At 71.9% G+C, this 26,544-nt stretch carries 21 protein-coding genes; 10 read left to right on the forward strand and 11 right to left on the reverse strand.

Annotated elements, in window-relative coordinates; genetic code table 11:
• From VED21_RS16400 to VED21_RS16430, 7 genes are all read left to right on the forward strand, one after another.
• Nucleotides 1-633 (forward strand): sugar ABC transporter permease (locus tag VED21_RS16400; RefSeq protein WP_324883866.1); only part of this gene is annotated, 633 nt, incomplete at its 5' end.
• On the forward strand, nt 630-1,526 hold the full coding sequence (locus VED21_RS16405) for a carbohydrate ABC transporter permease (RefSeq protein ID WP_324883868.1): 897 nt from the start codon (nt 630-632) through the stop codon (nt 1,524-1,526). The genes VED21_RS16400 and VED21_RS16405, both read left to right, overlap by 4 nt.
• Nucleotides 1,523-2,587: a LacI family DNA-binding transcriptional regulator gene (locus tag VED21_RS16410; RefSeq protein ID WP_324883870.1), complete on the forward strand. Its 1,065-nt coding sequence runs from the start codon at nt 1,523-1,525 to the stop codon at nt 2,585-2,587. Before VED21_RS16405 ends, VED21_RS16410 begins: the two co-directional genes overlap by 4 nt.
• A gap of 64 nt (nt 2,588-2,651) precedes the next feature.
• Nucleotides 2,652-4,097, forward strand: a complete 1,446-nt coding sequence (locus VED21_RS16415; protein WP_324883872.1) for an FAD-binding oxidoreductase — start codon at nt 2,652-2,654, stop codon at nt 4,095-4,097.
• A 14-nt stretch (nt 4,098-4,111) separates the two neighbouring features.
• Nucleotides 4,112-4,405 (forward strand): hypothetical protein, encoded by a 294-nt coding sequence (locus VED21_RS16420; protein WP_324883874.1) that lies wholly within the window; start codon nt 4,112-4,114, stop codon nt 4,403-4,405.
• A complete protein-coding gene (gene xylB, locus VED21_RS16425; RefSeq protein WP_324883876.1) occupies nt 4,395-5,942 on the forward strand; it encodes a xylulokinase in 1,548 nt (515 codons plus the stop codon). The genes VED21_RS16420 and xylB overlap by 11 nt, the downstream gene beginning before the upstream one ends.
• Nucleotides 5,939-7,030 (forward strand): glycerol dehydrogenase, encoded by a 1,092-nt coding sequence (locus VED21_RS16430; protein ID WP_324883878.1) that lies wholly within the window; start codon nt 5,939-5,941, stop codon nt 7,028-7,030. The genes xylB and VED21_RS16430 overlap by 4 nt, the downstream gene beginning before the upstream one ends.
• A 138-nt stretch (nt 7,031-7,168) precedes the next feature.
• Here VED21_RS16430 and VED21_RS16435 read toward each other — a convergent pair whose 3' ends face one another.
• Entirely contained in the window at nt 7,169-8,698 is a 1,530-nt protein-coding gene (locus tag VED21_RS16435; protein ID WP_324883880.1) for a 4-hydroxyphenylacetate 3-hydroxylase family protein, read from the reverse strand.
• Nucleotides 8,699-8,786: 88 nt separating this feature from the next.
• Between VED21_RS16435 and VED21_RS16440 the strand changes: the two genes are divergently transcribed.
• Nucleotides 8,787-9,431, forward strand: a complete 645-nt coding sequence (locus VED21_RS16440; protein ID WP_324883882.1) for a helix-turn-helix domain-containing protein — start codon at nt 8,787-8,789, stop codon at nt 9,429-9,431.
• On the opposite strand, the gene VED21_RS16445 is transcribed toward VED21_RS16440, so the two are convergent.
• A complete protein-coding gene (locus VED21_RS16445) occupies nt 9,400-10,665 on the reverse strand; it encodes a cation:proton antiporter (protein WP_324883884.1) in 1,266 nt (421 codons plus the stop codon). The two genes, VED21_RS16440 and VED21_RS16445, sit on opposite strands and share 32 nt — an antisense overlap.
• A 619-nt stretch (nt 10,666-11,284) precedes the next feature.
• On the opposite strand from VED21_RS16445, the gene VED21_RS16450 reads away from it, so the two are divergent.
• Together VED21_RS16450 and VED21_RS16455 are read left to right on the forward strand one after the other, a co-directional pair.
• Entirely contained in the window at nt 11,285-13,870 is a 2,586-nt protein-coding gene (locus VED21_RS16450; protein WP_324883886.1) for a family 16 glycosylhydrolase, read from the forward strand.
• A gap of 94 nt (nt 13,871-13,964) precedes the next feature.
• Nucleotides 13,965-14,711 carry a class I SAM-dependent methyltransferase gene (locus VED21_RS16455; protein WP_324883888.1) on the forward strand — a complete coding sequence of 249 codons (747 nt, stop codon included), beginning with the start codon at nt 13,965-13,967 and terminating at the stop codon, nt 14,709-14,711.
• Nucleotides 14,712-14,910: 199 nt separating this feature from the next.
• Here VED21_RS16455 and VED21_RS16460 read toward each other — a convergent pair whose 3' ends face one another.
• From VED21_RS16460 to VED21_RS16500, 9 genes are all read right to left on the reverse strand, one after another.
• Nucleotides 14,911-17,178, reverse strand: a complete 2,268-nt coding sequence (locus tag VED21_RS16460; protein WP_324883890.1) for a GumC family protein — start codon at nt 17,176-17,178, stop codon at nt 14,911-14,913.
• A complete protein-coding gene (locus tag VED21_RS16465) occupies nt 17,175-18,452 on the reverse strand; it encodes a glycosyltransferase family 4 protein (RefSeq protein WP_324883892.1) in 1,278 nt (425 codons plus the stop codon). The genes VED21_RS16460 and VED21_RS16465 overlap by 4 nt, the downstream gene beginning before the upstream one ends.
• Nucleotides 18,449-19,954: a lipopolysaccharide biosynthesis protein gene (locus tag VED21_RS16470; RefSeq protein ID WP_324883893.1), complete on the reverse strand. Its 1,506-nt coding sequence runs from the start codon at nt 19,952-19,954 to the stop codon at nt 18,449-18,451. Before VED21_RS16470 ends, VED21_RS16465 begins: the two co-directional genes overlap by 4 nt.
• Nucleotides 19,936-21,234, reverse strand: a complete 1,299-nt coding sequence (locus tag VED21_RS16475; RefSeq protein WP_324883894.1) for a hypothetical protein — start codon at nt 21,232-21,234, stop codon at nt 19,936-19,938. The genes VED21_RS16470 and VED21_RS16475 overlap by 19 nt, the downstream gene beginning before the upstream one ends.
• Nucleotides 21,231-21,881 carry a helix-turn-helix transcriptional regulator gene (locus VED21_RS16480; protein WP_324883895.1) on the reverse strand — a complete coding sequence of 217 codons (651 nt, stop codon included), beginning with the start codon at nt 21,879-21,881 and terminating at the stop codon, nt 21,231-21,233. Before VED21_RS16480 ends, VED21_RS16475 begins: the two co-directional genes overlap by 4 nt.
• Nucleotides 21,865-22,935 (reverse strand): UDP-glucose 4-epimerase GalE, encoded by a 1,071-nt coding sequence (galE, locus tag VED21_RS16485; RefSeq protein WP_324883897.1) that lies wholly within the window; start codon nt 22,933-22,935, stop codon nt 21,865-21,867. Before galE ends, VED21_RS16480 begins: the two co-directional genes overlap by 17 nt.
• Nucleotides 22,932-24,143: a glycosyltransferase family 4 protein gene (locus tag VED21_RS16490; RefSeq protein ID WP_324883899.1), complete on the reverse strand. Its 1,212-nt coding sequence runs from the start codon at nt 24,141-24,143 to the stop codon at nt 22,932-22,934. Before VED21_RS16490 ends, galE begins: the two co-directional genes overlap by 4 nt.
• Nucleotides 24,144-24,156: 13 nt before the next feature.
• Nucleotides 24,157-25,353: a glycosyltransferase gene (locus tag VED21_RS16495; protein WP_324883901.1), complete on the reverse strand. Its 1,197-nt coding sequence runs from the start codon at nt 25,351-25,353 to the stop codon at nt 24,157-24,159.
• A 30-nt stretch (nt 25,354-25,383) separates the two neighbouring features.
• Nucleotides 25,384-26,544: exopolysaccharide biosynthesis polyprenyl glycosylphosphotransferase (locus tag VED21_RS16500; protein WP_324883903.1), on the reverse strand; the 1,161-nt coding region annotated here is incomplete at its 5' end.

The raw sequence follows: 26,544 nt of genomic DNA on the forward strand, positions 1-26,544 counted from the left end.
CTGCAGGTGGTGCTGGGCATCGCCTTCGCGCTGGTGCTGAACGAGCATTTCCCCGGCCGGCGGCTGGCGCGCGGCTTCGTGGTGCTGCCCTACCTGCTGCCGACCGTGGTGGTGGCGCTGACCTTCCAGTGGATGATGGACGGGTCGGTCGGCATCCTCACCGTGCTGGCGCGCGAGGTGGGCCTCGGCACCATCCCCTGGTTCGAGGATCCGGTGGCGGCCATGGCCTCCACCATCGCCATGTCGGTGTGGCTGTGGACGCCGTTCGTCACGGTGTGCGTGCTGGCCGGGCTGCAGTCGATCCCGCAGTCGCTGTACGACGCCGCCAAGGTGGACGGGGCCGGCGCCTGGAACCGCTTCCGGCACGTCACCCTGCCGCAGCTGGCGCCGGTGCTGACGGTGGTGGTCCTGCTGCGCGGCATTTGGATGTTCAACAAGTTCGACATCATCTGGCTGATGACCAAGGGCGGCCCGCTGGGTGCCACGGAGCACCTGCCGATCCTGGCCTACAAGCGCGCCTTTTCGCTGTTCGACGTGGGCGGCGGAGCGGCGGTGGCCAGCATCTCCTTCCTGCTGCTGTCGGTGCTGGTGCTGATCTACTTCCGCCTGTTCCCGCTGGAGGACCGCCGATGAGCCAGACCGCTACGGACATACGCGCGGAGGCGCGGGAGGACCGGCGCTCCGCCGGGCTGTCGCGGCGGGCGCGGCAGGGGCTGCGCCGCACCGGGCTGGGGTTCGCCGCGCTGGCGATCGTCGCCTACTCCGCCTTCCCGTTCTACTGGATGGTGATCTCCAGCCTGCGCGATCCCAACGCGCTGTTCCAGGTGCCTACCCTGGCGCCCGGCCCGTTCTCGCTGGAATCCTACGAGGTGCTGCTGACGCTGACCGACTATCCCACGCAGTTCCGCAACTCGATCCTGGTGGCGTCGGCGGTCGTCGTCATCACCATCGTCTGCTCCACCATGATCGCCTACGCGCTGACGCGGCTGCGCATCCCGTTCAAGACGCTGATCGTCATGACGATGCTCTACGTCTACATGCTGCCGCCGCTGCTGCTGGCGATCCCGCTGTACGGCATCTTCGTCTGGCTGGGCATATCGGACAGCCTGCTGGCGCTGGCCATCGCCCACTGCACGCTGACGCTGCCGTTGGGTGTCTGGCTGCTGTGGGGCTACTTCAAGGCGATGCCCTTTGACCTGGAGGAGGCGGCGATGGTCGACGGCTGCAGCCGCCTGGGCGCCTTCCTGCGCGTGGTGCTGCCGCTGTCGCTGCCCGGCGTGGTGACGGTGGCGGTGTTCTCCTTCCTGCTGTCCTGGACCGACTACGCCTACGCGCTGGTGCTGGTGTCGTCGGACGCGCAGAAGACGCTGCCGGTGGGTCTGGCCTCCATGATCGGCGCCTTCGACATGCGCTGGGGCGAGGCGATGGCGGGGGCGACGTTGATCGCGCTGCCGCTCTTCGTCATGTTCACCTTCCTGTCCCGCTACTTCATCCAGGGCCTGAGCGCCGGAGCCGTCAAGGGATGACCGAACCCCGCCCCCAGCGGCCGCCCACCCAGCGCCCGCCAACCCTGCGCGACGTCGCCCGCTTGGCCGAGGTGGACAGCTCCGTCGTGTCGCGCGTGCTGCGCGGCGCGTCGGGCGCCAACGTCCGGCCGGAGACGCGCGAGCGGATCGAGCAGGTGGCGCGCGACCTGGGCTACTCCCCCAACCCGCTGGCGCGCGGCCTGCGCACCCAGCGCACCGACTGCCTGGCGCTGGTGGTGCCGCAGCTGGACAACCCCGTGTTCCAGCAGATCGCGCAAGGGGCGGAGCGGGCGGCCGCCGCGCGCGGCTTCGCGCTGGTCACCTACCACGTGCGCGACGCCGCACAGGAGCGCGAGCGGCTGGAGCATCTGGTCCGCTCCATCCGCGTCGACGGCGTGGTGATCGCCACGCTGATGATGGCCGGCGACGCGCACCAGTTCTTCGAACGCCTGGGTCTGCCCTGCGTCCTGGTGAACCGCGAGGCGCCGGGCGTGCCGAACTTCGTCTCCGCCGACGACGAGGCCGGCGCGCACCTCGCCACCGCGCACCTGCTGCGCCTGGGGCACCGGCGCATCGCCCACATCGCCGGCCCGCACGGCCGCTACAACGCCATCCGCCGCCGCGAGGGGTACGAGCGGGCACTCCGCGAGGCCGGCGTGGCGCCGGAGGCGCGGCTGGTGGTGCCGGCCGAGTACAGCTTCGAGGGCGGGCGGGTGGCCATGGCAACGCTGCTGAACGCCGGTATGACGGCGGTCTTCGCCACCACGCTGTTGAGCGGCATCGGCGCGCTCCGCACCCTGGCGGACGCCGGCCGGCGGGTGCCGGAGGATGTGTCCGTCATAGCACTGCACGACGCGCCGGTGGCGGAGATGGTGACGCCGCCGCTGACCACTGTGCGCTTCCCCACCGAGGCGATGGGTGCGGACGCGGTGGACGCGGTGATCGATCAGATCGTGGGGCAGATCGAGGGGCAGATCGACGGGCAGCCACGGCGCCTGGAACGCCGCCTGGCTCCCGAGGGACTCATCGAGCGGGGCTCCTGCGCCCCGCCGCGGGGCTGATCGCCCCACTTGGACAAACGATTGCCTGCGCCACGATGCGCGGCGACAGGAGGAGGAGACGACCTTGCCCACGCTTCTGAAAGACGGCATCGAGGCCGCGACCGCGCCCGACGACTGGCTGCGCGAGCTGGAGGCTGCCGCCGGCGGCCCCGCGCACGTGCTGTCCTCGCTGCCCGACCGCATCGCCTACGCCCGCGACCGCGCGCCCTACAGCACCTTCCGCTTCCGCGACGGCCGGCTGCCGGGCACGCTGCCGATCGCCATCGCGCGGCCGGGCAGCGAGGCGGAGGTGCAGGCGGTGGTGCGCTGGGCGCGGGCGCGCAAGGTGGCCCTGGTCCCCTACGGCGCCGGGTCCGGCGTGCTGGGCGGGGCGGTGCCGCTGCACGGCGAACTGGTGGTCGACACCAAGCGGCTGTCCGGCATCGTGGACCTGGACGAGGTCGACGGCACGGTGACGGTGGAGGCCGGCACCAACGGCGGTGCTTTTGAAGAGGAACTGAACGCCCGCGGCTACACCTCCGGCCACCTGCCGCAGTCGCTGCACATGTCCACGGTCGGCGGCTGGGCCGCCTGCCGGGGGGCCGGGCAGGTGTCGGCGCGCTACGGCAAGATCGAGGACATCGTCATCGGCCTGCGCGCCGTGCTGCCGGATGGGGAGGTGCTGGACGTGCTGCCCGCCGCGCGGCGCGCCGTCGGCCCCAGCATCAAGGACTTGCTGATCGGCAGCGAGGGCACGCTGGGCATCATCACCCGCCTGACCCTGCGCGTCTGGCGCCTGCCCGCCTACACCGAGCCGGCGGTGGTCGCCTTCCCCACCCTGCCCGCCGCCTTCGCGGCGTTGCGCGGGATGCTGCAGGACGAGGTGCGCCCGCTGATGACGCGCCTGTACGACGCCACGGAGAGTGCCCACCGCGCGGCCGGGGAACCGCTGCCGCCCGCACACCCGTTCCTGTGCATCCTCGCCTTCTCCGGCCCGCGCCGGCTGGCCGAGGCGGAACGCGACGTGGCGCTGGAACACGTCACCGCCAACGGCGGCGTGCGCCTGGGCGACGCGGCGTACGAGGCGTGGACATCCGTGCGCTACCAGTCCTATTCGCCGCAGCACCAGGCGGCCGGGCGCTACATGGACACCATCGAGGTCACCGCCCCCTGGCGGGCACTCGACACGCTGTACGACGACATGGCCGCCGCCGTGCGCGCCGTGCACCCGGAGGTCTACTTCGCCGCCCACTGGTCGCACACCTATCCGGAAGGGGCCTGCCAGTACATGACGCTGCGCCTGCCGCCGATGCCGTCCGAGCAGGGCTACCGCCTGCACGAGGCGTTGTGGGACACGGTGCAGACCCTGTGCCTGGAACGCGGCGTGTCGATCAGCCACCACCACGGCTCCGGCTTCCTGCGCAACCCGTGGCTGGAGACGGAGCTGAACGCCGGGATGGACCTGCTGCGCGCGCTCAAACGCGCCATCGACCCGGACAACCTGCTCAATCCCGGCAAGCTCGCCATCTGACGGGGAGACGTTTCATGCCGCCGCTGCCCGAACCCCTGCGCATCTGCGCCGTCTGCCCCAACCCCTGCCGCAGCGCGCTGGGCGCCACCGCCGGCCCGCCGGAAAGCCGCCTGCCGTCGGCCATGGCCTACCTCTGCTACGCCATCGCGCACGGGCACCTCCCGCCGCGCGCCGACGTGGTGCGCAGCCTGCGCGACCTGGACGCCGTGCGCGTCTGCCAGGAGCGCTGCGTCTACGGCTACCGCATCGCCGACGACATCGCCGCCTTCACCGCCGGCCTGAGCGTGGAGGCCAGCGATGCCGCGTGAGGACGCCTGCCTCCTGGGCATCGACATCGGCGCCGGCAGCCTGAAGTCGATGGTGGTGGCGCCGGACGGCCGCGTGCTGGGCGCCTCCTCGCGCGACCTCACCACCCACCAGCCGCACCCCGGCTGGACCGAGCAGGACCCGGCCGACTGGTGGGACGCCGTGCGCGCCACCGTACCGGCGGCGCTGGAACAGGCCGGCGTGCCGGCCGACGCCGTCGCCGCAATCTCCTTCAGCGCCGGCGCCCACACCCCCGTGCTGACCGACGACGACGGCCGCCCGGTGCGCCCGGCCATCCTGTGGAGCGACCAGCGCAGCGGCGCCGAATCCCGCGAACTGGACGAGGCGCACGGCGCCTTCATCGTCGAGACCGGCGCCAACCGCCCCTCCCCCACCTGGACGCTGTGCCAGCTGCGCTGGCTGGCGCGGCACGAGCCGGAGAGCCTGCGCGCCGCCACCCGTCTCTACGTCGCCAAGGACTGGCTGCGTTCCCGCCTCACCGGCGACTGGACCACCGACGTGACCGACGCGGTGGGCACGCTGCTGTGGGACATCCGGCGGAACGTGTGGTCGGAAACGCTGGTCGAACTGTCCGGCTTCGACCCGGCCAAGCTGCCGCCTGCCGTGCGCCCCGACGCGGTGGTGGGCACGGTGACCGCCGAGGCCGCCGCCGCGTGCGGCCTGCGCGCCGGCACGCCGGTGGTCTGCGGCAGCTCCGACACGGCGGTGGAGGCGTTCGGCGGCGGTGCCGCGGCGCCCGGCGCCGCCACGGTGAAGCTCGCCACCGCCGGCACGGTCAGCGTCATCCGCGACACCGTCGCCCCCAGCCGGTCGGTCATCAACTACCCCTACGTGACGCCCGGCCAGTGGTACAGCATCACCGGCACCAACAGCTGCGCCTCGGCCCACCGCTGGCTGCGCGACACGCTGTTCCAGGGCTGGGAGCGCGACGGCCGCAGCGCCTTCGCCGCCATGGACGAGGCCGCCGCGCGCAGCCCGGCCGGCAGCGGCGGCATGATCTTCCACCCCTACCTGAACGGCGAGCGCTCCCCCTACTGGGACCCGCTGCTGCGCGCCGACTTCATGGGCGTCACCATGCGCCACGCGGCCGGCGACTTCGTCCGCGCCCTTTATGAAGGCATCGCCTTCAGCCTGCGCGACTGCATGGGCGGCTTCGCGGCGGAGGGGCTGTCGATCGCGTCGGCCCGCATCATCGGCGGCGGGGCCAAGTCGGCGGTGTGGCGGCAGACCGTGGCCGACGTGCTGGGTGTCGAAATCCTGCTGCCGGCCTGCACCGACGCCTCCTTCGGCGCCGCCCTGCTGGCCGGCGTCGGCACCGGCATCTATGCCGACGCCGCCGACGCCGTCGCCCGCACCGTGCACGTCGCCGCCCGGCACGCGCCCAACCCCGCCAACCGCGCCCTCTACGACGACCTGTTCGCCGTCTACAAGGAGGCGCAGGCCCGCCTGTCCGGCCTGAACCACGAGTTGCACGCCATCCTCGCCCGCCACGCAGACCGCCAGGGAGATCGCACATGACGATCCGCGCCATGGGTTTCCCCGGTCGCTACCTGCAAGGCCCCGGCGCCTCGGCCGAGATCCCGGCCTTGCTGGCCGAATTCGGCGTGCGCGCCCCCGCCATCGTCGCCGACGCGGTGGTGTCCGACGCGCTGCTCGGCCCCCTGTCCCAGCGTCTGCAAGCCGCCGGCCTCGCCGTCCACCCCCTGCACTTCCCCGGCGAATGCACCGCCGCCACCATCGCCGAATTGGCGGCGACCTTCCGCGCGGCCGGCGCCGACAGCGTCGTCGCACTGGGCGGCGGCAAGACCATCGACACCAGCAAGGGCATCGCCAAGGCGTGCGGCGTACCGCTGGTGGTGGCCCCCTCCATCGCCTCCAACGACTCCCCCACCAGTCGCCTGATCGTGCTGTACGACGAGGCGCACCGGGTGGCCGGGGTCGAGCTGATGCGCCGCAACCCCGACGCCGTGGTGGTCGACACGAACTTCGTGGTGCAGGCCCCCGTGCGCTTCTTCCGCGCCGGCATCGGCGACGCGCTGAGCAAGCGGTTCGAGGCCGGGCAGTGCGCCGTGGCCCCCGATGCCCGCAACTTCTTCGGCACCCGCCCGCCGCGCACCGCCGGCCTGCTGGCCGACCGCTGCTACGACGTGATCCGCGGGCATGGCGCGGAGGCACTGGCCGACGTCGCCGCGCACCGTACCACCGAGGCGGTGGAAACCGTGGTGGAGGCCACGGTCCTGCTGAGCGGCCTGGGCTTCGAGAGTGGCGGCCTGTCGCTGGCGCACGCGCTGCTGCGCGGCTTCTCGGCGATTCCCGCCATGGCCGGCGCGCTGCACGGCGAGATGGTCGCCTACGGCACCATCGTGCAACTCTGCGCCGAGCAGCGCCCGGCGGACGAGATCGCGGAGTTCGCTGGTTTCGTCGCCAGCCTCGGCCTACCGGTGCGGCTCGCCGACCTGGGCTGGGCGGCGCCGGACGACGCAGGGCTGCGCCTGATCGCCGAGCGGACGTGCGCGGCACCCTACATCGGGCACTTCCAGCGGCCGCTGGATGCGGACGCGGTGCGGGGGGCGATCCTGGAGGCGGAAAGCGTCGGCAGAGAGTGAGCGTTTTGCCCCCTCCCTAACCCTCCCCCGCTTTGCGGTAGAGGGAACTGCCGCCGAGCGCCGACCAACCCTCCACCTCGAAGAGGGGGAGGGTGCCCGGAGCGCCAGCGGAGGGCGGGAGGGGGCACACACACGCAATCACCTGGCACCGACCCCCTCAACGGAATCCGGCACCTCGCACCCCGTCGGGCAGCAGCGCCCCGGCTGCTTCGACACGCGCTGTCCCTCGTCCACCACGCCGCGGTCCAGCAGGGTCTCCACCAGTTCCACCTTCTCCATGACCGGGTAGTTGCGCCAGATCTCGCGCTTCATCGCCTCCGGCGAGCCGCCGCCGTGCAGCGAGATGACCGAGTACCAGGAGCCCTGGTGCGACACCGTCAGATCCTCGATGAAGCGCGCCACCTCCATGCGCTGCGCGGCCGGAATGTCCGGCCGGCCGGCCAGCACGGCGGACAGCGACGCCTGGGTCTCCGGATTGTGGTCCTCGTCCGGGCCGGGCAGCGCTACGATCAGGCCGCCGGAGACGTAGTGCGCGATCCGGTGCATGTCGTAGATCTTCGTCGCCAGCAGCAACTTGCCGATGTTGGAGAAGACGGCGTCCGGCATGACGTTCCCGGCCGGGTCCTGCGTGGCGTAGACCGAGGCCGCGACGCCGCAGGCGTAGAAGCCCTCGGTGATGGTGATCAGTTCCACCATCGCGTCGCGCACGTGGGCGTGGCGGTCGGGGTCCAGGCCGTTCGCCTCGATCATCAGGGCACCCGCGCCGATCAGCAGGTCGCCGAAGCCGGCCCGCGCGCCGATGCAGGAATGCCGGTGGTGGGTGGCGTAGCTGGTGGTGAGGAAGCCGGCCTCCTCATGCTCCCCGGCCATGAACACGCGGTCCCACGGCACGAACACGTCGTCGAAGATGACCACGCCCGTCGACTGGCCGTAGCGGCCGGTGAAGCTGGCCCCCGCCTCCCCCGGCCGCCCGGCGGGGCGCGCCACGATGGTGACGCCCGGCGCGTCCGCCCGCACGGCGCAGCACACGGCGAAGTCCGCGTCCTCCGCCGTCATGGTGCGGCAGGGCATGACCAGGAACTCGTGCATGTAGGGGGCGCCGGTCACGATGGCCTTGGTGCCGCGGATGACGATGCCGTCCGGCCGCCGCTCCTTGATGTGCACGTAGACGTCCGGGTTCGCCTGCGCGCCGGGCCGCTTGGAGCGGTCGCCCTTGGCGTCGGTCATGGCGATGCCCAGCGTCAGATCCTCGTCCTGCACGCGGTGCATGTAGGCGAGGAAGCGCTGGTGCAGGTCGGTGCCGCGCGCGTCGTCGGCCCGCTTCGTGGCCTGGAAGATGCCGTTGAAGGCGTCGTGCGTCAGGTAGCGCTGGGCGCAGCCCGACGCCCTGCACACCAGCCGCACCGCCTCCAGCTTGCGCAGCAGGTCGTCCGGCGTCTCGTCGATGTGCAGCATGCGGTTGACGGTCTTGCCCGAGGTGCCCTGGCGCGCCGTCATCAGCAGGCGGTGCTCCGCCTTGTGCGCGAAGTCGTAGGTGACGCCCACGGCGTTCACGCCGGGGGCCAGCAGCGGCTCGTCCGCCACGCTGTCCACGGCGGCGCCGTTGACGAACACGCGCGGCCTGTAGGCGCGCAGCGACTCCCGGTAGTCGGCGGCGGTCATCAGCATGGGGCGTCCCTCCCGTGGCTTTGTTCCTTGTTCACAGAATTGAACGGTGTTAGAAAATTCGTCAAGCGGTATTCGGAGCAGGGATCGCATGGCGGCGGAGCGCAGGCAGGGACGGGCCCGGGCGGTGAAGGAGCTGAAACGCGGCCTGATCCTGGAGGCGGCGCGCACGGTGTTCGAGGCCGAGGGGCTGGACGGCGCCTCGCTGCGCGCCATCGCGGCGGAGGCCGGCTACACCCCCGCCGCCCTCTACTTCCACTTCGAATCCAAGGAGGCGATCTACGCCGAGGTGCTGCAGGCCTCGCTCGCCAGCCTGCGGGACGCGGTGGGCGCGGCGGTCGCCCACGCCACCGCGCCGGCGGCGCGGCTGCGCGCGGCGGCACTGGCCTTCTTCGACTTCTACGCCCGCAACCCGCGCGACCTCGACCTGGGCTTCTACCTGTTTCGCGGCGGCATGAAGCCCAAGGGCCTGGGCCGCGAGCGGGACGAGCGGCTGAACGCCGGCCTCGCCGCCGCCCTCCGGCCGATCACCGAAGCCGCCGAGGCGCTGGGCGCCACGCGGGAGGAGGCGGACCTGCTGACGGTCGACGCCTTCGCGCACGCCGCCGGCCTGCTGCTGCTGGCGCACACCGGGCGCATCCGCATGTTCGGCGCGTCGGCCCCCGACCTCATGGCCCGCTACGTGGACGAGCGCATCGCGGCACTCACTCGGCCATCTCCCGAGCGGCGGGACTAGCGGAACCCCGCCGCCCGTCCAGCCGGCGCAGCGCCGGGGTCACCGTCGTGCCGTGCACCAGGACGGAGACCAGCACGACGAACCCCGCCATGGCCCACACCAGTTCGGCCTGCGCCCACTCCGCCTCCCCCAAGGCGTAAGCGAGGTAGTAGAGCGTCCCCACCCCGCGGATGCCGAAGAAGCCCAGCGCCATCACCTCCTCCAGCGGGCGCCCGGTGCCCAGCAGGCCCACCCACGTCGCCAGCGGCCGCACGACGATCAGGAACAGCAGGCCGCACACCGCCGCCGGCCACGTCAGCGCGTCCAGCAGCCCGTGCGCCAGGGCGCCGCCGAACAGCACCAGCACCACCATCATCAAAAGCCGCTCCATCTGCTCGGCGAAGTCGTGCAGGCGCTCATGGAACCGGTGGTTGCGTTCGGCGTGGCGGAAGGCGACGGCCGCCACGAACACGGCGATGAAGCCGTAGCCGTGCACCATCTCCGTCAGGCCGTAGGCCAGGAAGGTCATGCCCAGCGCCAGGAAGCCGTCGCCGGTCTTCGACAGCTTGGCGCGGTTCGGCAGGTGGAAGGTGAGCCAGCCCAGCACCGCGCCGATCCCCCACCCCGCCGCCAGCCCGGCCCCCAGCTTCCATGCGACGTCGTATCCCAGCCATTCCCACGTCCATTCCCCCACCGCGGCACCGTGCAGCGCCAGCGCGATGGCGAGGTTGGTGAAGGGAAAGGCCAGCCCGTCGTTCAGCCCGGCCTCCGACGTCAGGCCGAAGCGCACCTCGTCCTCCTCGCCGGACTGCGGCGGTCCCACCTGCACGTCGGCCGCCAGCACCGGGTCGGTCGGCGCCAGCGACGCCGCCAGCAGCACCGCCGCCGCCACGCCCAGCCCGGCCATGGCCCAGCCCATCACCGCCAGGGCGATGATGCACAGCGGCATGGTGACGGCCAGCAGCCGCCACGTCACCCGCCACGCCCGCAACCCGATCGGCCGGTCCAGCTTCAGCCCGCAGCCCATCAGCGACACGATGACCACCAGCTCGGTCAGCCGTTCCGTGAGTTCCGGGAAGCGCAGGGGGTGCGGCGGCTCGCCCCCCGCCGGGGCCAGGAAGCGGAAGACCAGGAAGCCGATGCCCACGCACACGATGGGCAGCGACAGCGGCATCTCGCGCAGCAGCATGGGCAGCCACGCGACCAGCAGGATCAGCAGGCCGACGCCGGTCAGCACGGCGATGTAGGGGTCCAAGGGCGCGCTCCTGACGTGGCTGGGGCGCGGGCGCCCAAGGCCATAGTCCCTGCGTGCCGAAAGCGGCTCACGGGGAAAACGGCGTGTCGAGACACGGATGAACACGGATTTCGCACGGATGAACACGGATGAATGATTTTGATCCGTGTTCATCCGCGGCCGGCCCCGCCGGCATCCGTGTCCCCTTGTTTCCCCCGAGGCGGCCTCGTCAGCCGGGCGTGGAGCCCTGCGCAACCATCGCGTTCTCTCGATGATGGAACACCCGAAACCGCCATCCGGCTCCATTCCGTGACGCGGCGGGGCGGCCGGCCGGCGTGTCCCAAGAATGTCACAACTTTGCCGCGACGCCCAAAAATGTCTCTTTACGTTGCCTTAACAAGCCCGGCGCAAAATCGATTTCGACAACACGCAATGGTCGAACACCGAGTGTAGAAACAGCACACTTTCTCCCTTCTACTTACCTTCGCCGTTCACGGGACGAACGGCTTCGACTCCGCACAACGACGCATCTTGCAAAGACCCGCGTCACTTTCCAACCGCGCGCAGCCGGTCGCGCCGCGGAACGGACGGTCGCGCGCCCGAAACAACGACAAAAATCCGCCTGAGCAAGGACTCCATCATGGATCTGGGTAGCTACGTCCTGACCTTCGCCGACGAGTTCGACACGTTCAGCTGGAGCCCGAACGGCGACGCGCGCTGGAAGACGAAGTTCTACTTCGGCGACCGGGTTCTCAGCCGCAACGCCGAGCTGGGCTACTACTCCGACGCCACGGTGGGCACCCATCCCTTCCGGCTGCAGAACGGCGCCCTGGTCATCACGGCCGCCCCCGGCTCCAACGTACACAACCTGCCCTACGACACCGGCCTGATCACCACCGAGACATCGTTCGCGCAGACCTACGGCTACTTCGAGATGCGCGCCCAGCTTCCCGAGGGCAAGGGCCTGTGGCCGGTCTTCTGGATGCTGCCGACCAGCAAGCGCTGGCCGCCGGAGATCGACGTGTTCGAGGTGCATGGCGACAAGCCGCACCAGATCCACATCAACGCCATCGACGTGAAGGGTTCGTCCGCCCCCGGCAACGACTGGGTGGAGGTGATGGGCGACGTGACCGACGGCTACCACACCTACGGCGTGAACTGGACGGCGTCGACGATCACCTACTACTTCGACGGGCAGGCGATCGGCCAGTTCGTCACGCCGGAAAACATGCACACGCCCATGTACATCCTGGCCAGCCTGGCGGTGGGCGGCAACTGGCCGGGCCGGCCGGACCAGTCCACGCCCTTCCCGGCCGAGATGAAGATCGACTACATCCGCGCCTATTCGGACCAGCCCGGCGCGGTCGCCATCCCCTCCCCGGCGCGCTCCGTGCCCGACCCGGTGCACGTCACCGCGCCGGCCGCCGCGCGCTCCGCGCCGGCCGTGGCGCCGCAGCCCTGGGGCTACCGCGTGCCCGACGGCACCTACGTGGGCACGGCCGGCGACGACTACATCAGCACCCGTTATGGCGACACCATCCCGCGCATCGGCGGCACCGGCAACGACACCTACCGCGTCACCGACTTCCGCCAGTCCATCGTCGAGTACGCCAACGAAGGCGTCGACACGCTGGACCTGTGGGCCGACTACACGCTGCCGCTGAACGTCGAGAACGCCTACGTCAGCTCCAGCTACGGCGTGCAGATCGTCGGCAACGCGCTCAGCAACACCATCCGCGGCGGCAAGGGCAACGATTTGCTGGACGGCCGCGCGGGCGACGACATGCTGACCGGCGGCCTGGGGCGCGACGTGTTCTGGATCCGCGCCGGCCGCGGCTACGACACCATCACCGACTTCAAGACCGGCACCGCGGAGGACAGCGACGTCCTGGCCATCAGCGGCTACGGCCTGACCGACTTCGCGGCGGTGAAGGCGGCCATGCGCCAGCAGGGGGCGGACGTGCTCCTCACCCTCGACAACGGCGAGACGGTGCTGCTCCAGAACCAGCGGGTGGAGAACTTCGTCCCCCAGAACATCGTGCTGAACAGCGTGATGTCCCCGACCACCCCGACCGTCATCACCACGCCCACCAGCAGCACGGGCACGAGCACCACGACCACCACCGGCACCAGCGGCGGCGGAGGTGGTGGGGGTGGCGGCGGAGGAGGGGGTGGTGGGGGTGGCGGCGGTTCCACCACGACCACCACGACCAAGCCCACCACCACGGCCAACATCGTGCAGGCGGCGGCCAACCCCACGGAGACGGCGTTCCTCAGCGCGGCCGCCGCGCGCGGCATTTCCAACCCGCAGGTGGCCAGCGGCCTGGCGAACTACGCCGCCGGGCGGAACGTCACCGTCAGCGCGGCGGCACCCACGGCGGCCACCGTGCTCAGCGGCGACGCCAACACGGCCATGCTGCTCGACGCCCGCTCCCTGCCGGCCGGCGCGCCGGTGCAGGTGGACGGTGTGGGCTTCCTGTCGGTGGTGGGGGCGGCCATGGTGACCGGCGGAACCGGCGCCAACTCGCTTCTGGGCGACGAGGCCGCGCAGACCTTCTACGCCGGCGAGGGCGACGACACGGCGGCCGGCGGCGGCGGCGACGACGCGGTCCTCGGCAACCTGGGCGACGACCAACTGTACGGCAACCTCGGCACCGACAGCCTGTTCGGCGGCCAGGGCGGCGACGCGCTGTTCGGCGGCCAGGGCGACGACGTCGCCTACGGCAACTTGGAAGGCGACGTCCTGTACGGCAACATGGGCAGCGACATGATGTTCGGCGGCCAGGGCGCCGACCTGATGTTCGGTGGCCAGGGCGACGACGCGATCCTCGGCAACCTGGACGGCGACGCGCTGTTCGGCAACCTGGGCAACGACACGCTGAACGGCGGGGCCGGGGCCGACACGCTGGGCGGCGGGGCCGGGGCGGACGCCTTCCGCTACGACCGCGCGACCGACGGCGGCGACACCATCACCGACTTCGAGGCGGGCACCGACAAGATCGTCCTCTACAGCCCGAACTTCGGCTCGCTGCCCGCGGGCGCGCTCTCCGCCGGCCGCTTCGCGCTGGACAACCCGGCGACGGCCGACCAGTGGTTCGTCTTCAACACGGCGACGGGGGTGCTCAGCTACGACGCCGACGGGTCGGGCGCGGGGGCCGCGGTGGTCATCGCCACGCTCAACGTCCGCAGCTTCGCCAACACCGACATCCTGGTGATGGCCTCGTGAGTGATGGCCTCGTGATGAGGGGTGCGCGCGGCTGTTTGTCTGGACGGGCAACCGATCAGGCCTGCCATGGCGCACCCGGAACGCGAGGGACACCGTGCAGACACGACCGACCACCGCCTACGACGCGGCCTTCTATGAGGGACAGCGCGGCGGCAGCAGCGCCTCCTCCCGCATCATCCTGACCATCGCGAAGGAGCTGTTCGCGCCGCGCAGCCTCGTCGACGTCGGCTGCGGCGCCGCCACGTGGCTGCGCACCGCGCGCGAGCTGGGGATATCCGACGTCACCGGCGTCGACGGCCCGTGGAGCCGCAACCAGCACGAGGACGCCGAGGGAATCGCATTCCATTACGCCGATCTGTCGGCATGCTGCCTCGACCTCGGCCGCCGCTTCGACCTCGCCATGTCGGTGGAGGTGGCCGAGCATCTGCCGCCGGACTCTTCCGACCGCTTCGTCGAACTGCTGGTCGGGCTGTCCGACCGCATCCTGTTCTCCGCCGCCGTCCCCTACCAGGGCGGCGTCAACCACGTCGCCGAGCGCTGGCAGAGCGACTGGGCGCGCCGCTTCCTGCGGCACGGCTACCGCGCCTACGACGCGATCCGGCCACGCGTCTGGTCCAACCCGGACGTCGCGTGGTGGTACCGGCAGAACGTGATCCTGTACGTCAAGCCCGGCGCCGAGGTGCCGGCGCTCGGCCAGCCGCGCGATCCGGCCGACCTCGACGTGGTCCACCCGGACATGCTGGCCAAGGTCCTGAACGAGGTGCCGATGCGCCACGCCTACCGCGCGGTGCTGAACCCGCGGCGCTACACGCGGGCATTGCGCAGGCTGTGGCAGCGGTAGCCCCCTCCCGGCTTCGCTCTCAGCGGATCTGCGATCCGCCTGCCGCGTCAGCGCAAACCTTTGGTTTGCGCGAGAGCTGACGCTCAGCCACCCTCCCCCTCTTCGAGGTGGAGGGTTTGGTGCCGAAGCGGCGGCAGTCCCCTCCCCTGCGAAGCGGGGGAGGGTTAGGGAGGGGGCAATGGCTTTCCCAAGCCGCCCCTCAATCCCGATAGTACTTCCTGTACCGCGCGTCGCCCATGTCCTGGTCCGGGTAGCCGCGGCTGGCGGCGCGCGGGTCGGTCTGGGTCAGCACCAGCCCGAAGATGCCCAGCCCCGTCTCGGCCACCTTGCGCAGGCCGGCCATCACCGCGGTGCGGCCGGTGTCGCCCCACTTCACGCAGAACAGCGCCGTGTCGGCGATCTGCGTGACGATCTGCGCGTCGGGCGCCGACAGGGTCGGCGGCGTGTCCAGAACGATGAGATCATAGGCAAGCGCCAGATCCTGCTTGATCTCCCGCATGCGGGCGGACATCAGGATGCGCGGCGCGTCGGCCATGGATGTCCCGGCCACCAGAACGCTCAGCCCCGTCGCCTCGTCCACCTTCAGCGCGTCGGCCAGATCGCACTTGCCCTCGACCACCTGCGCCAAGCCCACGTCGTTGGGCAGGCGCAGCATGGTGTGCACCGCCGGGCAGCGCAGGTCGCAATCGACGATCACCACCCGCTCCCCCGCCGCCGCGGCCAGGCGCGCCAGCGCCACCGCCGTGCTGCTTTTGCCCTCCTCCGCGCGGGCGGAGGTGATCATCACCGCCCGGCTGCGGAAGTCGTTCATCCACAGCGCCGTGTGGATGGCCTTGATCGCCTCGGAAAAGCGCGAGATCGGCTTGGCGATGATGTACGGTTCGCGCGCCCGCAGGCGGTTCCACCGCACCCGCGGGATGGACGCCAGATGGCGCACGCCCGTGTATTCCTCCAGGTCGGCGACGCTGCGGAAGGTGCCGTCCATCTTCTCGCGCAGCACCACGCCGCCGACGCCGACCAGCGAGCCCACCACCAGCGACAGCACGCCGAACAGCGGCATGTTGGGGAAGCGCGGGCTCTCCGGCACACTGGCGTAGGACAGCACGCGGGCCTGCGGCTCCTGCGCGTCCAGCTGCAGGTCCGCCCCCATGGAGCGCTGCAGGACGGCCTCGTACAGCGCGCGGCTGGTCGCCGCCTCGCGCTCGATTCCGTGCAGGGTGGTTTCCGCCTCGCCGGCGCGGGCGACCTGCTCCTTCAGGTCGTTGATGGTGCGCTCGATCAGCTCCACCCGCCCGCGCGCCGCGTTGTAGGCGGATTCCGTGCTCTCCGACATGCGCCGGACCTCGGCGCCGACAGCCGCGCGCACCTGCCCCAGCTCGCGCCGGATGGCGACGAGGTCGGGGTGGATGCTGCCCATCTTGCTCGCCACCGCGGCCTCGCGGGCGGCCAGCTGCGCCTCGCGGTCGCGCAGCTGGCGGATCAGGTCGGAGGCGACGGCGTCCGGCACGCCGCCCGCCGAGCCGCGCTGCTTCTCCGCGCGCCGCGTCTCGGCCAGCTTGGCCTCCAGCGCCGACAGGTCGTTGCGCGCGGTCACCAGTTCCTTCGTCGCCTCGCTCAGCGCCTCGGTCAGGATGGTGGAGTTGACGCCGCGGTGCAGCCCGGCTTCCGAGCGGTACTGGTCGATGTGCGCCTCGGCCGCCAGCACCTTCTGCTGCAGCTCGGTCAGCCGGGCGTTCAGGCGGGCGGTGGTGTCCTTGACGGCCTCGGTCTTGCGGCGCCGGTGGTCGGCGACGTAGGCGTCCGACAGCTCGTTCACCACCGCGGTCGCCAGCTTCGGGTCGCTCCAGGTGAAGGAAACGTCGTAGACGCTGGATTCCCGCCGCGGCACCACCAGCAGGTTCTTCATCAGCGTGTCGATGGCCAGCTCGCGCGGGGTGCGCGGCACGAAGGGCGGCGGCGCCTCCTCCGGGCGGAAGGCGGCCTTGATCGGCTTGATGACGTTCTCGCGCAGGTAGCCCATCGCCTGCGCGGCGATCGACGGATCCTGGTTCAGGCCGGTGAACTCGTCGTTGCGGTCCAGATGCAGCTTGTCGACGATGCGCCCGGCGATGTCCTGGGACGCGATGATGTGCAACTGGTTGCCCAGCGTGAACAGCGGCGGCTGTTCGGCCACCGAGATTTCCTTCACCGGCCCCAGGTCGACCGTGCTGGGGTCGAAGATCACCGTGGTGTTCGCCACGTACAGCGGCGTCGCCGTCAGGAGGTAGGCCGCCATGCCCAGCGGGATGCCGATCAGCGGGATGAAGAAGGCCCAGCGCCGCCGCCGGATCGCCGCCGTCAGCTCCGACAGCGATAGGGCGCGGCTGTCGGACGCGGGGGCCGGCGGGTGGGCCACCTCCGTGCCGCCGTGCTCCAGCCGGGCGGGCACCCAGCGCTGATGGAACGGGTTCAGGTCGTGCGTCGTCATGCGTCATCCCTCCGCCGGGCCGTTTCACCCTGGCCATCCTGTTGCCGGCCTTCCGGCCGGGTCGCCTGTTGCCGGCCTTCCGGCCGGGTCGCGCGCTCCAGCGCCTCCCGGCAAACCGCGGCGCAGTGCCGGACGTAGGTCTCCCGCCGGTGGTTGCCGTCCACCAGCCGGCGCTGCGCCGCCGCCGCCATGTTCCGGCGCCGCTCCGGATCGGCGGCCAGCGCGTCCACCGCCGCCCGCAGGGTCGCCGGGTCGTTGTCGGCGACGTACAGCACCTCCCCGTCGCCGAGGTATTCGTCCAGGTCGGGCTGGCGCGTGGCGACGATCGGCACGCCGGCCGCCGCCGCCTCCATCAACACGGTGATTCCGGAGATGTGCAGGTTGTGGCGCAGCGGCAGCACCACCACGTCGGCCCAGGCGTAGCCGGCCTTCACGTCCTCCGCCCCGCGCGCCTTGCGCAGCTCGACGTTGTCCGCCCCGTCGGGCACCGGCAGGCGGCGCGGGGTCAGCACGCGCAGCGCATAGCGCCGGTCGCCGGCAAAGGCGCCGAACAGCGCGTCCCAGTCGCGGTGCACGTCGTTGCCGACCGACAGCACGCGGACCGGGTCGTGCACGGCGCCCGCCCCGTCCGGCCGCACGCCCAGGAAGGCGTCGAGGTCGATGCCCCATGGCACGCGCTGCGCCGTCGCCTCCGGCAGCAGCGCCCGCACGTCCGCCTCGCGGTGGGAGATCATGGCGAAGGTCGCCCGGCCCAGCAGGCGGCGGTACAGCGCGCGCCGCCGCCACCCCATCGCCCCCCAGTCGTCCAGCAGCCAGACGATGCGCGTCACCAGCTGCGGTGCGCGCCCCTGCCCCAGCGTCAGCACGGACCACAGCGCCAGCAGCAGCGCCACCGCCGCCGCCTCGCGCTCCGAATGGGTCCACACCACGTCCGCACCCAGGATGCGGTGGCGGTTGTGGAGCGCGTGCAGGATGTCGCAGCCCACCACGCGGTTCACCGCCCGGCGCAGGAAGCGGCCCACCGGCCCCTCCTTCCGGTCCTCGGAGAAGCGGACGTCGAAGCCGCCGTCGGCGAACAGATGGTAGCTGTAGGGCGTGTGGTCGGGGTTGGGGGCGCCACCGGCGCGCTGCGCGGCGCGCCACGTGTTGACCCCGTAGCCATGCCACAGGTGCACCGTCAGGCGCGGCCGTGCGGTGGCCGTGTCGGCCGTTGCACCGGCCCGGGTCTCGGCGCCGCCGTCGATGGAAGGGGCGAGGGCGTCGGAAGTGTTCATGGCGTTGGCCCAGCGGCTGCGGATGGGTCAGGCTCGGAAAGGGCCGGCGCCGGGCGCCGGGCGTGCGGACGGTTGAGGACGGTGCCGAGGAGCGAGCGCAGGCGCCGGGGTGCCGCGGCGGCCAGCAGCGCCAGATAGGCCAGCGTGCCGCTGCCGGCCGCCGCCACCAGGGCCACGACCGGCGGCACGTCGCCGCGCAGCGCCAGCTCGACCCCGGCACCGAGCAGCACGCCGCCGACGGCGGCGGCGAAGGGCGGCGCCACCACGGCGGCCAGCTGCCCGCCGGTGAAGCCGGCGATGCGGCTGACCATCCAGTACTGCACCGGCATGCGGACCAGCGCGCGGACGTTCCACACGACCCCCACCGCCAGCGCGCCCAGGCCGGAGCACGCGGCCAGCGCCAGCACGCCCACCCCGACGTCGACGAGGTTCAGGACGAAGCGCTGGTGGTCGTTGGCGGTGGCGGTGAACAGCGCCGTGGTGCCGGACAGCACGGCCGACAGCATCGCCCATACGGCCAGCGCCTGGAACATCGGCACGGCGGCCAGCCACTGGCGGGAGAACACCACCTCGATCAGCGGGTGGGCCGAGGCCGCCAGCGCGCCGAACACCGGCAGCAGCAGGAAGCACGACAGCTCGGCCGAGCGCAGGGTCAGTGCCCGCAGCTCCTCCGGATCGTGGTGGCTGCGCGCGAACACGGACATGCTGAGCTGCCGCACGGCGACGAACAGCGTGCCCCACAGCGTCTCCACCGCCCGGAAGACGAGGTTGACGAGGCCCAGCGTCGCCGGCCCGTACAAGGCGCCGATCAGCAGCTGGAACGCCGGCTTGGCGATCAGAAGCACGAACTCCGCCCCCAGCCACACTCCGGCGAAGCGCAGCAGCTCGCCCGCGTGCCGGCGGGTGGTGGCGAAGCCCGGCCGCCAGTCGCCCATGATCCACAGCGACACCGCCCCGACGCCGTGCAGCGTCATCTGCTGCATGATCAGCGCCCAGGCGCCGAAGCCGCCCCAGGCGAGGCCCACGCCCACCGCCACGGAGGCCAGCCGCGCCACCAGCGTGCGCACCGCCAGGTCGCGGAAGCGCATGCGCCGGCGCAGCAGCGCGATCGGCACCGCCCCGCAGGCGTGCGCCAGCAGCGTCAGCGCCCCCCAGGGCAGCATGCCGGCGACGTCCGGCTCGTCCATCAGCCGCGCGAAGGCCGGGGCGCCCAGCGTCAGCGCCACCGCCAGGACCGCCGTCATGGCGATGTTCATCCAGAAGGCGGCGTTGGTGTGCTCCCGCTCCAGCGTGCGGGCCTGGATCATCGCGTCGATGAACAGGCCGCCGGTCAGCAGCGACAGGATCTCCACCGTCAGCACGACCATGGCGGCGGTGCCGAAATGCTCCGGCCCCAGCAGGCGGGCGACCAGGACCAGCCCGGCGATGGAGGCCCCGGTGTTGATGGCCGTCTCGACGACGGCCCACACCGCGGCCGGATGCGTCAGCTTGCCCTCGGCCACGGCGCCGCACCCCTTTCCGCCCCGGCCGGGGCCATCATTTCACGCGACTGGGTTTCACGCGGCAGAATCGCCAGCAGCAGCATCACGTAGCCGCCCAGCGGCGTGAGAAGGAATCCCCCCAGGAAGCAATAGAAGAACAGCAGCGCGCCGCCGAGGATCCATGAGCGCGAACCGTGGAAGACCCCGTAGGCGATGAAGGCGGCGAAGGTCAGGAAGCCGACCGCGCCGTATTCGAACAGCAGCTTGATCCACGTCGGGTCGTGCGCCGTGAACTCCAGCCCCGCCAGATAGTTGGTGATGGAGCCGGGACCGAAGCCGAACAGCATCGCCGACGGGTTCTGGTGCATCACCCGGTCCAGCACGTAGAGCGGCGAGAGGAAGCGCGCGAAACCGCTGGAATGCGGGCTGTTGAACTCCTCGGCGCGCTGGGTGATGGCGTCCAGGTAGATCAGCTCCCCGAACCCCACCACCAGCAGGCCCAGCAGGCCCAGCAGCACGGTGGTGCCGAACCCCGCCGTGCGGAACAGCACCAGCGGCAGGAAGGCGGCCAGCAGCACCAGCCCCGTGCCCGAATAGGACAGCACCAGCCCCGCCACGCAGGCCAGCAGGAACAGCCGGCGGCGGAAGTACAGCAGTTCCACGATCAGGCCCAGCGCCGCGAACTGCGACAGCGACGACGGCTCGCCCAGGAAGAAGCCGTTGCTCTTGTACAGGCCGGCGCGCGCCGGCAGCGGGATCACCGTGTGCGACCCCGGCCGCAGCAGCGCCTCTGGCACGATCCCGGCGAAGGTGAAGAGGCGCGGCCCCGGCATCACGAACTGCGCCAGGAACTGGATGGCGCCCGCCACGCAGACGAACAGCACGAATCGCTGGAACAGGTCCAGGCAGCGCAGCCGCGTGGCCGGGCTGACCGGCATCACCAGCACCATCGGGATGTAGATGGCGAACAGCAGCGCCAGCGACGTCCACGACAGGCTGCCGCCGTTGGCCAGCGCCGACAGCGCGGCGGCGGCGGCGAAGGCGGCCAGCAGGATCAGCCGCCCGGTCTCCACGAACGCCCGCCCGCGCAGCATCAGCCAGCCGAGGCCCGCCAGGCAGATCGGGAACATCAGCGGCACCTCCGACCCGGCGGCCGGCACGCCGAAGCGGTGCAGGATGAAGATGGCGAACAGCATCACCCCGTACGCCCACACCACGTCGCGCTCGACGGCGGCAATGGCGGCGTTGGCGGCGGCCGGCGCGGCTGCGGGGGGGTGGCTCCAGTCCGCCCAGACGGTCATGGGGCGCCCCCGCCGTCGGCGCTCATGGTGCAGGACCAGAGCGCGAGCTGCGTGCGGTTGCGCAGGCGCGTCTTCAGCCGCAGCACGCGCAGCCGCGCCGCCACCGCCGATTCCGGCAGGCGCAGCACCGCCGCCACCTGCCGGTTGGTCGCCCCGGTGGCCAGCAGCGCCAGGATCTCCGCGTCGCCCGGCGCCAGATCGGGCGCCGGGGCGGCCACCACCGTCCCCTCCGCCGCCCCCTCGGGCTCGGTGACGATCTCCAGGCAGCGGACGAGGCGGATGGGCGGCGCGTCGCGCTCGATCACCGCCGCCGCCCCGCACTTGCGGTAGCTGGCCCGCTCTCCCTCGGACGGCCGGGCGGCGACCACGACGACCGCCGCACGCGGCCAATCGCGCCGCAGGATGCGGACGGCGTCGCAGGTCTCCATCAGGTCGCCCTCGGCCGCCAGCACCACCGCCCGCATGCGGTTGACCGCCGCCTGGCGGGCGAGATGCGACACCGTCGCCGCACTCGCCGCCACCGGGAAGCCGTAGGTGCGCAGCAGCGTCGCCATCGCCTGCCGCGACAGCCGGTCGCGGGCGATGATGGCGAGCGCCGCCGCACCCGTATCCTGATTAGGCGGATTGGTATCAGGCGGACTGGTCATGGACCCGCCCGATCGCCATGGCCGCCTGCCGGATCGGCGCGACGTTGACCTTCGGCGCCTTGGCCCGCCGGCCGTAGCCGTTGGGATGCGCGACACGCCACGCCCAGGCCGTCTCCAGCATGCATTCCAGGCTGGAGAAGCGCGGCTCCCACCCCAGCTCCGCCCGCAGCCGGTCGGAGCAGGCGACGAGCACCGCCGGGTCGCCCGGCCGCCGCCCGACCTCGCGCACGGGGATCGGCCGGCCGGTGACGCGCTCCGCCGTCTCGATCACCTGCCGGACCGAGAAGCCGTGGCCGCTGCCGATGTTGAAGCGCCAGCTGCGCTCGTCCAGCCGGTCCAGCGCCCGCAGGTGCGCGTCCGCCAGATCGCACACGTGCACGAAGTCGCGGATGCAGGTGCCGTCCGGCGTGGGATAGTCGGTGCCGTAGACGTCCACATGCGGGCGGCGCCCGGCGGCGGTGTCCAGCACGATGGGGATCAGGTGCGTCTCCGGGTCGTGGTCCTCGCCCAGGATGCCGTCGGGGTGCGCGCCGGCCGCGTTGAAGTAGCGCAGGCAGGCGGAGCGCAGGCCGTACACCCGGTCCATCCACGCCAGCACCTTCTCGATCATCAGCTTGCTTTCGCCGTACGGGCTGCCGGGGTCGTCGCGGCACTCCTCGTCGATGGGAAAGCGTTCGGGGTTGCCGAAGATGTTGGAGGTGGAGGACAGCACGAACTTGTCCACGTCGTGCCGCACCGCCTCGCCCACCAGATTGAGCGCCGCGTCCAGATTGTCCTTCAGGTAGAGGAACGGCATCTCCATGCTCTCGCCGACCAGCGCGTTGCTGGCGAAGTGCATGACCGCATCGAAGCGGTGCCGCTGGAAGACGCGGCGCACGGCCTCGGCGTCGCGCAGGTCGGCCTCGATCAGCGGCACGTCCTGCGGCACCGCCTCCGGATGACCCTGCTGGAGGTTGTCCAGCACGGTGACGTCGAACCCCCGCACCACCAGTTCGTGGACGACGTGGCTTCCCACATACCCGGCCCCGCCGGTCACCAGAACGCTTTTGGTCATGGATTCACAGTCTCCCGTTCGGATTGGGTCGCGATGCCCGTTTCCTGGTGGCCCGGTCGTTGCCGATGGGTGTGGCGTGCCAGGGCGTAGGCATCGGCCGTGCGAGCGGCGATGGCCCGCCAGTCCGGCAGGTCACGGCCGCGTCGCGCCATCGCCGCCGCCATGCCGGGCAGCCGCTCGGGCGCGTCGAGAAGGTGGAGGAGCGCGTCGCGCAGCGCTTCGGCCGAGCCGGGCTCGACCAGCAGCGCCTCCTCGCCGCCGGCCAGCATCTCGGCGAACCCGCCAAGGTTGGAGGCGACGACCGGCTTGCCGAAGGCCATGGCGGCCATCAGCACGCCGCTGACGTCGATCTGCCGGTAGGGAAAGACCAGCGCGTCGGCCTCGGCGATGCAGCGCCCCAGCTCCGCGTCCGGCAGGAAGCGGAAGTCGAGGCGGACGATGCCCGGCCCGCAGGCCGCCGCCAGTTCCTCCAGCGGCTTGGTGTCCAGGTACGGCTTGCCGGCCACGGTGACGCGCAGCCGTTGCCGCGCCCCGTCGGGCAGCAGGGCGACGGCGCGCAGCAGCACGTCGACGCCCTTGTAGTCCTGCACCTTGCCGAACTGCAGCAGGCGCAGCACGCCGTCCGCCGCGCGGGGCGGCGCGTTCCGGGGGATCAGCTCCTCGTGCAGCAGGCCGTGCGCGATGCGCGACACGCCGTCCGCCCGGTGGCCGCCCTGCACGAACTGCTCGGCCGCCTGCGCGGTGTGGACGATCAGATGGTCCACGCCGCGCCACAGCGCCTCCGTCCCCAGGCCCAGCAGGCGGGCCTGCCGGCTGCCGTTGTAGGGCGTGCTGTCGTGCACGGTCAGCACCACGGGTGCGATGCGCCGCAGCCGGCCGAGCAGCCGCGCGTCCACCACCGGCAGCGGCATCCACTGGAAATGGATGACGTCCGGGCGGAACGCCTCGGCCCGCCGGATGAGCCGGCGCATGGACAGCAGGTGGCTCGCCGCTTTGATGCCCCGGCGCACGGGCGCCGGCAGCCTCCGCACCGTGGCGAACGTCTGTTCCGGGTAGAACCACGCCTCCGGCGGCGGGTCCATGGCCCAATCGCCGGTCCCGGCGGCGGTGACGAACAGCACCTCGTGCCCCAACCCCCGCAGGCCCGCCACCAGCGCCGCGTCGTAGGCCGGCGTGAAGCCGGGGGGATCGACCATCAGGATCCGCATGCGACGCCCCGCCTCAGCCCGACACGGTGGGGAAGCGGCTGCGCACGCTCTGCGCCGGCTTCCAGGTGGTCACGGCGCGCCGGCCGGCCAGCGACATGTACACGCCGATGGAGGTGGCCAGCAGCGCCAGCGCGATGTTCACGACGCCGGTCGCCAGCCGCACGCGCAGTACCCAGCCCAGCCCCAGCAGCACCGCCGGCAGCAGCGCCGCCGCCGTGCCGCCGACCGGCCCCAGGGCGCGCACCAGCCCGATTTCGAACAGCACGCCCGCCAGCGCCAGGCTGTAGCCGCCGACCCAGCGCAGATAGCGGTGGCCCAGGTACTGGTACAGCGTCCAGGCGTCCAGCCGGCGCAGGCGCGGCCACAGGCGGCGGTGGATGGTGAAGGACTGGGAGCTGATGCGGATCTTGCGCTGGAACTCCTCCGCCGGGTCGCTGACGTGGATCTCGCAGGCCCGCACGTCGGGGGCGCGCACCACGCGCTTGCCCTGCGCCAGGATGCTCATCGACACGAACAGGTCGTCGAACAGGTCCTCCGCCTCGTTGGGCAGGCAGTCCCGCCGCGCGGCGTACAGGGAACCGTCGGCGCCCATGGCGCTGCCGGTGTCGGTCTCCAGCTGCTTGGTCCACTCGTCCAGGCGCCAGTACAGCGCACCCACCCCGGCGGTGGCGGATTCCTCGCCGTTCACATAGGACAGGTGGCCGCACACGCAGCCGATCTCCGGATCGGCGAAGTAGCGGCGCAGGCGGGTGACGGCGTCCGGCGCGATGGCGACGTTGGCATCGGTGAACACCACGATGGGCGCCGTGCAGCGGGCCAGAAGCTGGCGCACGCCATAGGCCTTGCCGCGTCGCTCCGCCGACGCCACCAGCGTGACGCGGTCGCCGTAACGATCGGCACAGTCCTGGGCGATGGCCAGCGTGCCGTCGGTGGCGCCGTCCACGTAGAGAAGGAGTTCCACGCTGCCGTCTCCGGGATCCAACGCCAGCGTGTTCGCGATCTTGTCGCGCAGAACCGCCTCTTCGTTGTAGGCGCACAGCAGCACGGCGACGCGTCCGCCCGGCTCTTGCGTGAAGCCCGGCCGCGGCGCCGGGAGAACGCCCCGCACGCGGCGCACCAGCCACAGCGTCGCCTGGAAGGGGCCGAACGGGTACAGGCCCAGCAGCGCCGTGACGCCGAACAGACTCCAGATCGCGATGTCGACGGCCATCGGTCCCTCCTTCCGCTCTCCGACCCGGGGTCAGTAGGCGTTCTTGCCGGTCAGCAGGACGATGGGCGTCACGAGGAGGATCTGGATGTCCAACCAGATCGACCAGTTCTCGATGTAGAACATGTCGTGTTCCCACCGGCGGATCAGCTTCTCCTCGTCGTCGGTGTTGCCGCGCCAGCCGTGGACCTGCGCCCAGCCGGTGATGCCCGGCGTGACGCGGTGGCGCGTGGCGTAGCGGTCCACCACCTCGGCGTAGAGCGACTGCCCGGCCTTGGCGTTCAGCGGGTGCGGGCGCGGCCCCACCAGCGACATGTCGCCCAGCAGCACGTTGATGAGCTGCGGCAGCTCGTCGATGCTGCTGCGCCGCAGGAAGGCGCCGAAGCGGGTGACGCGCGGGTCATTGCGCTCCGTCAGGCGGTCGGCCAGCGGGTCGGCGGCACGGTCGTGCATCGTGCGGAACTTGTAGATGCGGAAGATGCGGTTGCGGTAGCCGACGCGGTCCTGGCGGAAGAACACCGGCCCCGGCGAATCCAGCTTGATCAGCGCCGCCACCAGCAGCATCACCGGCGACAGCAGGGCAAGGCACAGCGCCGCCACCGTCACGTCCAGCGCGCGCTTCATCATGGCGTCCGCCCGGCCCATGGGGCGCGGCACGATGATGATGCGCATCAAGGGCGGCGCCTCCCGCCACACGCGGGCGACCAGCGCGGGCTCGTGCGTCAGGAGCGCGATCTGCACCGGGTGCACCTCCAGCCGCCGGACGAGGTGGAGGACGAAGTCGGACTCGCGCTCGGTCGCCAGGATGTCCACCGTGTCGATGCGGTCGAGATCCAGCCCGGCCACGGCCATCTCGGCGGCGCGCGCGGGGTCGGCCTGAACGACGTCGCCGGCGGCGGTGAACAGCGTGTGTCCGCGCCCCGGTGCCGCCGCCGCGGCGCCGGGGCCGGCCATGGCGCGGCCGGCCGCGGTCCCCGCCACGGTGCCGAGCGCCAGCGGCGTCGCCACGCACGCGCTCATGGCCGCCGGAGGGCGCCGCCGTGCCGTTCCGGCCCTCCCTTTGGCCGGCGCGTCGGCGACGAAGCGCGTCTCCAGCGTCCGCGACCCGGCGATCAGCCCCAGCGCCAGCAGGCCCCAGGTGCCGCCCCAGGCGAAGGCGATGTTGACGTCGTGCGCCAGGGCCGGCGCCATGGC

It is taken from the genome of Azospirillum sp. (assembly GCF_035627195.1).
In the GTDB taxonomy this organism is placed as follows: domain Bacteria; phylum Pseudomonadota; class Alphaproteobacteria; order Azospirillales; family Azospirillaceae; genus Azospirillum.

Coding starts and splice junctions, on each gene's coding strand:
- VED21_RS16405 (WP_324883868.1), top strand. CDS start 630: ATGAGCCAGACCGCTACGGACATACGCGCGGAGGCGCGGGAGGACCGG.
- VED21_RS16410 (WP_324883870.1), top strand. CDS start 1,523: ATGACCGAACCCCGCCCCCAGCGGCCGCCCACCCAGCGCCCGCCAACC.
- VED21_RS16420 (WP_324883874.1), top strand. CDS start 4,112: ATGCCGCCGCTGCCCGAACCCCTGCGCATCTGCGCCGTCTGCCCCAAC.
- xylB (WP_324883876.1), top strand. CDS start 4,395: ATGCCGCGTGAGGACGCCTGCCTCCTGGGCATCGACATCGGCGCCGGC.
- VED21_RS16430 (WP_324883878.1), top strand. CDS start 5,939: ATGACGATCCGCGCCATGGGTTTCCCCGGTCGCTACCTGCAAGGCCCC.
- VED21_RS16435 (WP_324883880.1), bottom strand. CDS start 8,698: ATGCTGATGACCGCCGCCGACTACCGGGAGTCGCTGCGCGCCTACAGG.
- VED21_RS16440 (WP_324883882.1), top strand. CDS start 8,787: ATGGCGGCGGAGCGCAGGCAGGGACGGGCCCGGGCGGTGAAGGAGCTG.
- VED21_RS16450 (WP_324883886.1), top strand. CDS start 11,285: ATGGATCTGGGTAGCTACGTCCTGACCTTCGCCGACGAGTTCGACACG.
- VED21_RS16460 (WP_324883890.1), bottom strand. CDS start 17,178: ATGACGACGCACGACCTGAACCCGTTCCATCAGCGCTGGGTGCCCGCC.
- VED21_RS16465 (WP_324883892.1), bottom strand. CDS start 18,452: ATGAACACTTCCGACGCCCTCGCCCCTTCCATCGACGGCGGCGCCGAG.
- VED21_RS16475 (WP_324883894.1), bottom strand. CDS start 21,234: ATGACCGTCTGGGCGGACTGGAGCCACCCCCCCGCAGCCGCGCCGGCC.
- VED21_RS16480 (WP_324883895.1), bottom strand. CDS start 21,881: ATGACCAGTCCGCCTGATACCAATCCGCCTAATCAGGATACGGGTGCG.
- galE (WP_324883897.1), bottom strand. CDS start 22,935: ATGACCAAAAGCGTTCTGGTGACCGGCGGGGCCGGGTATGTGGGAAGC.
- VED21_RS16490 (WP_324883899.1), bottom strand. CDS start 24,143: ATGCGGATCCTGATGGTCGATCCCCCCGGCTTCACGCCGGCCTACGAC.
- VED21_RS16495 (WP_324883901.1), bottom strand. CDS start 25,353: ATGGCCGTCGACATCGCGATCTGGAGTCTGTTCGGCGTCACGGCGCTG.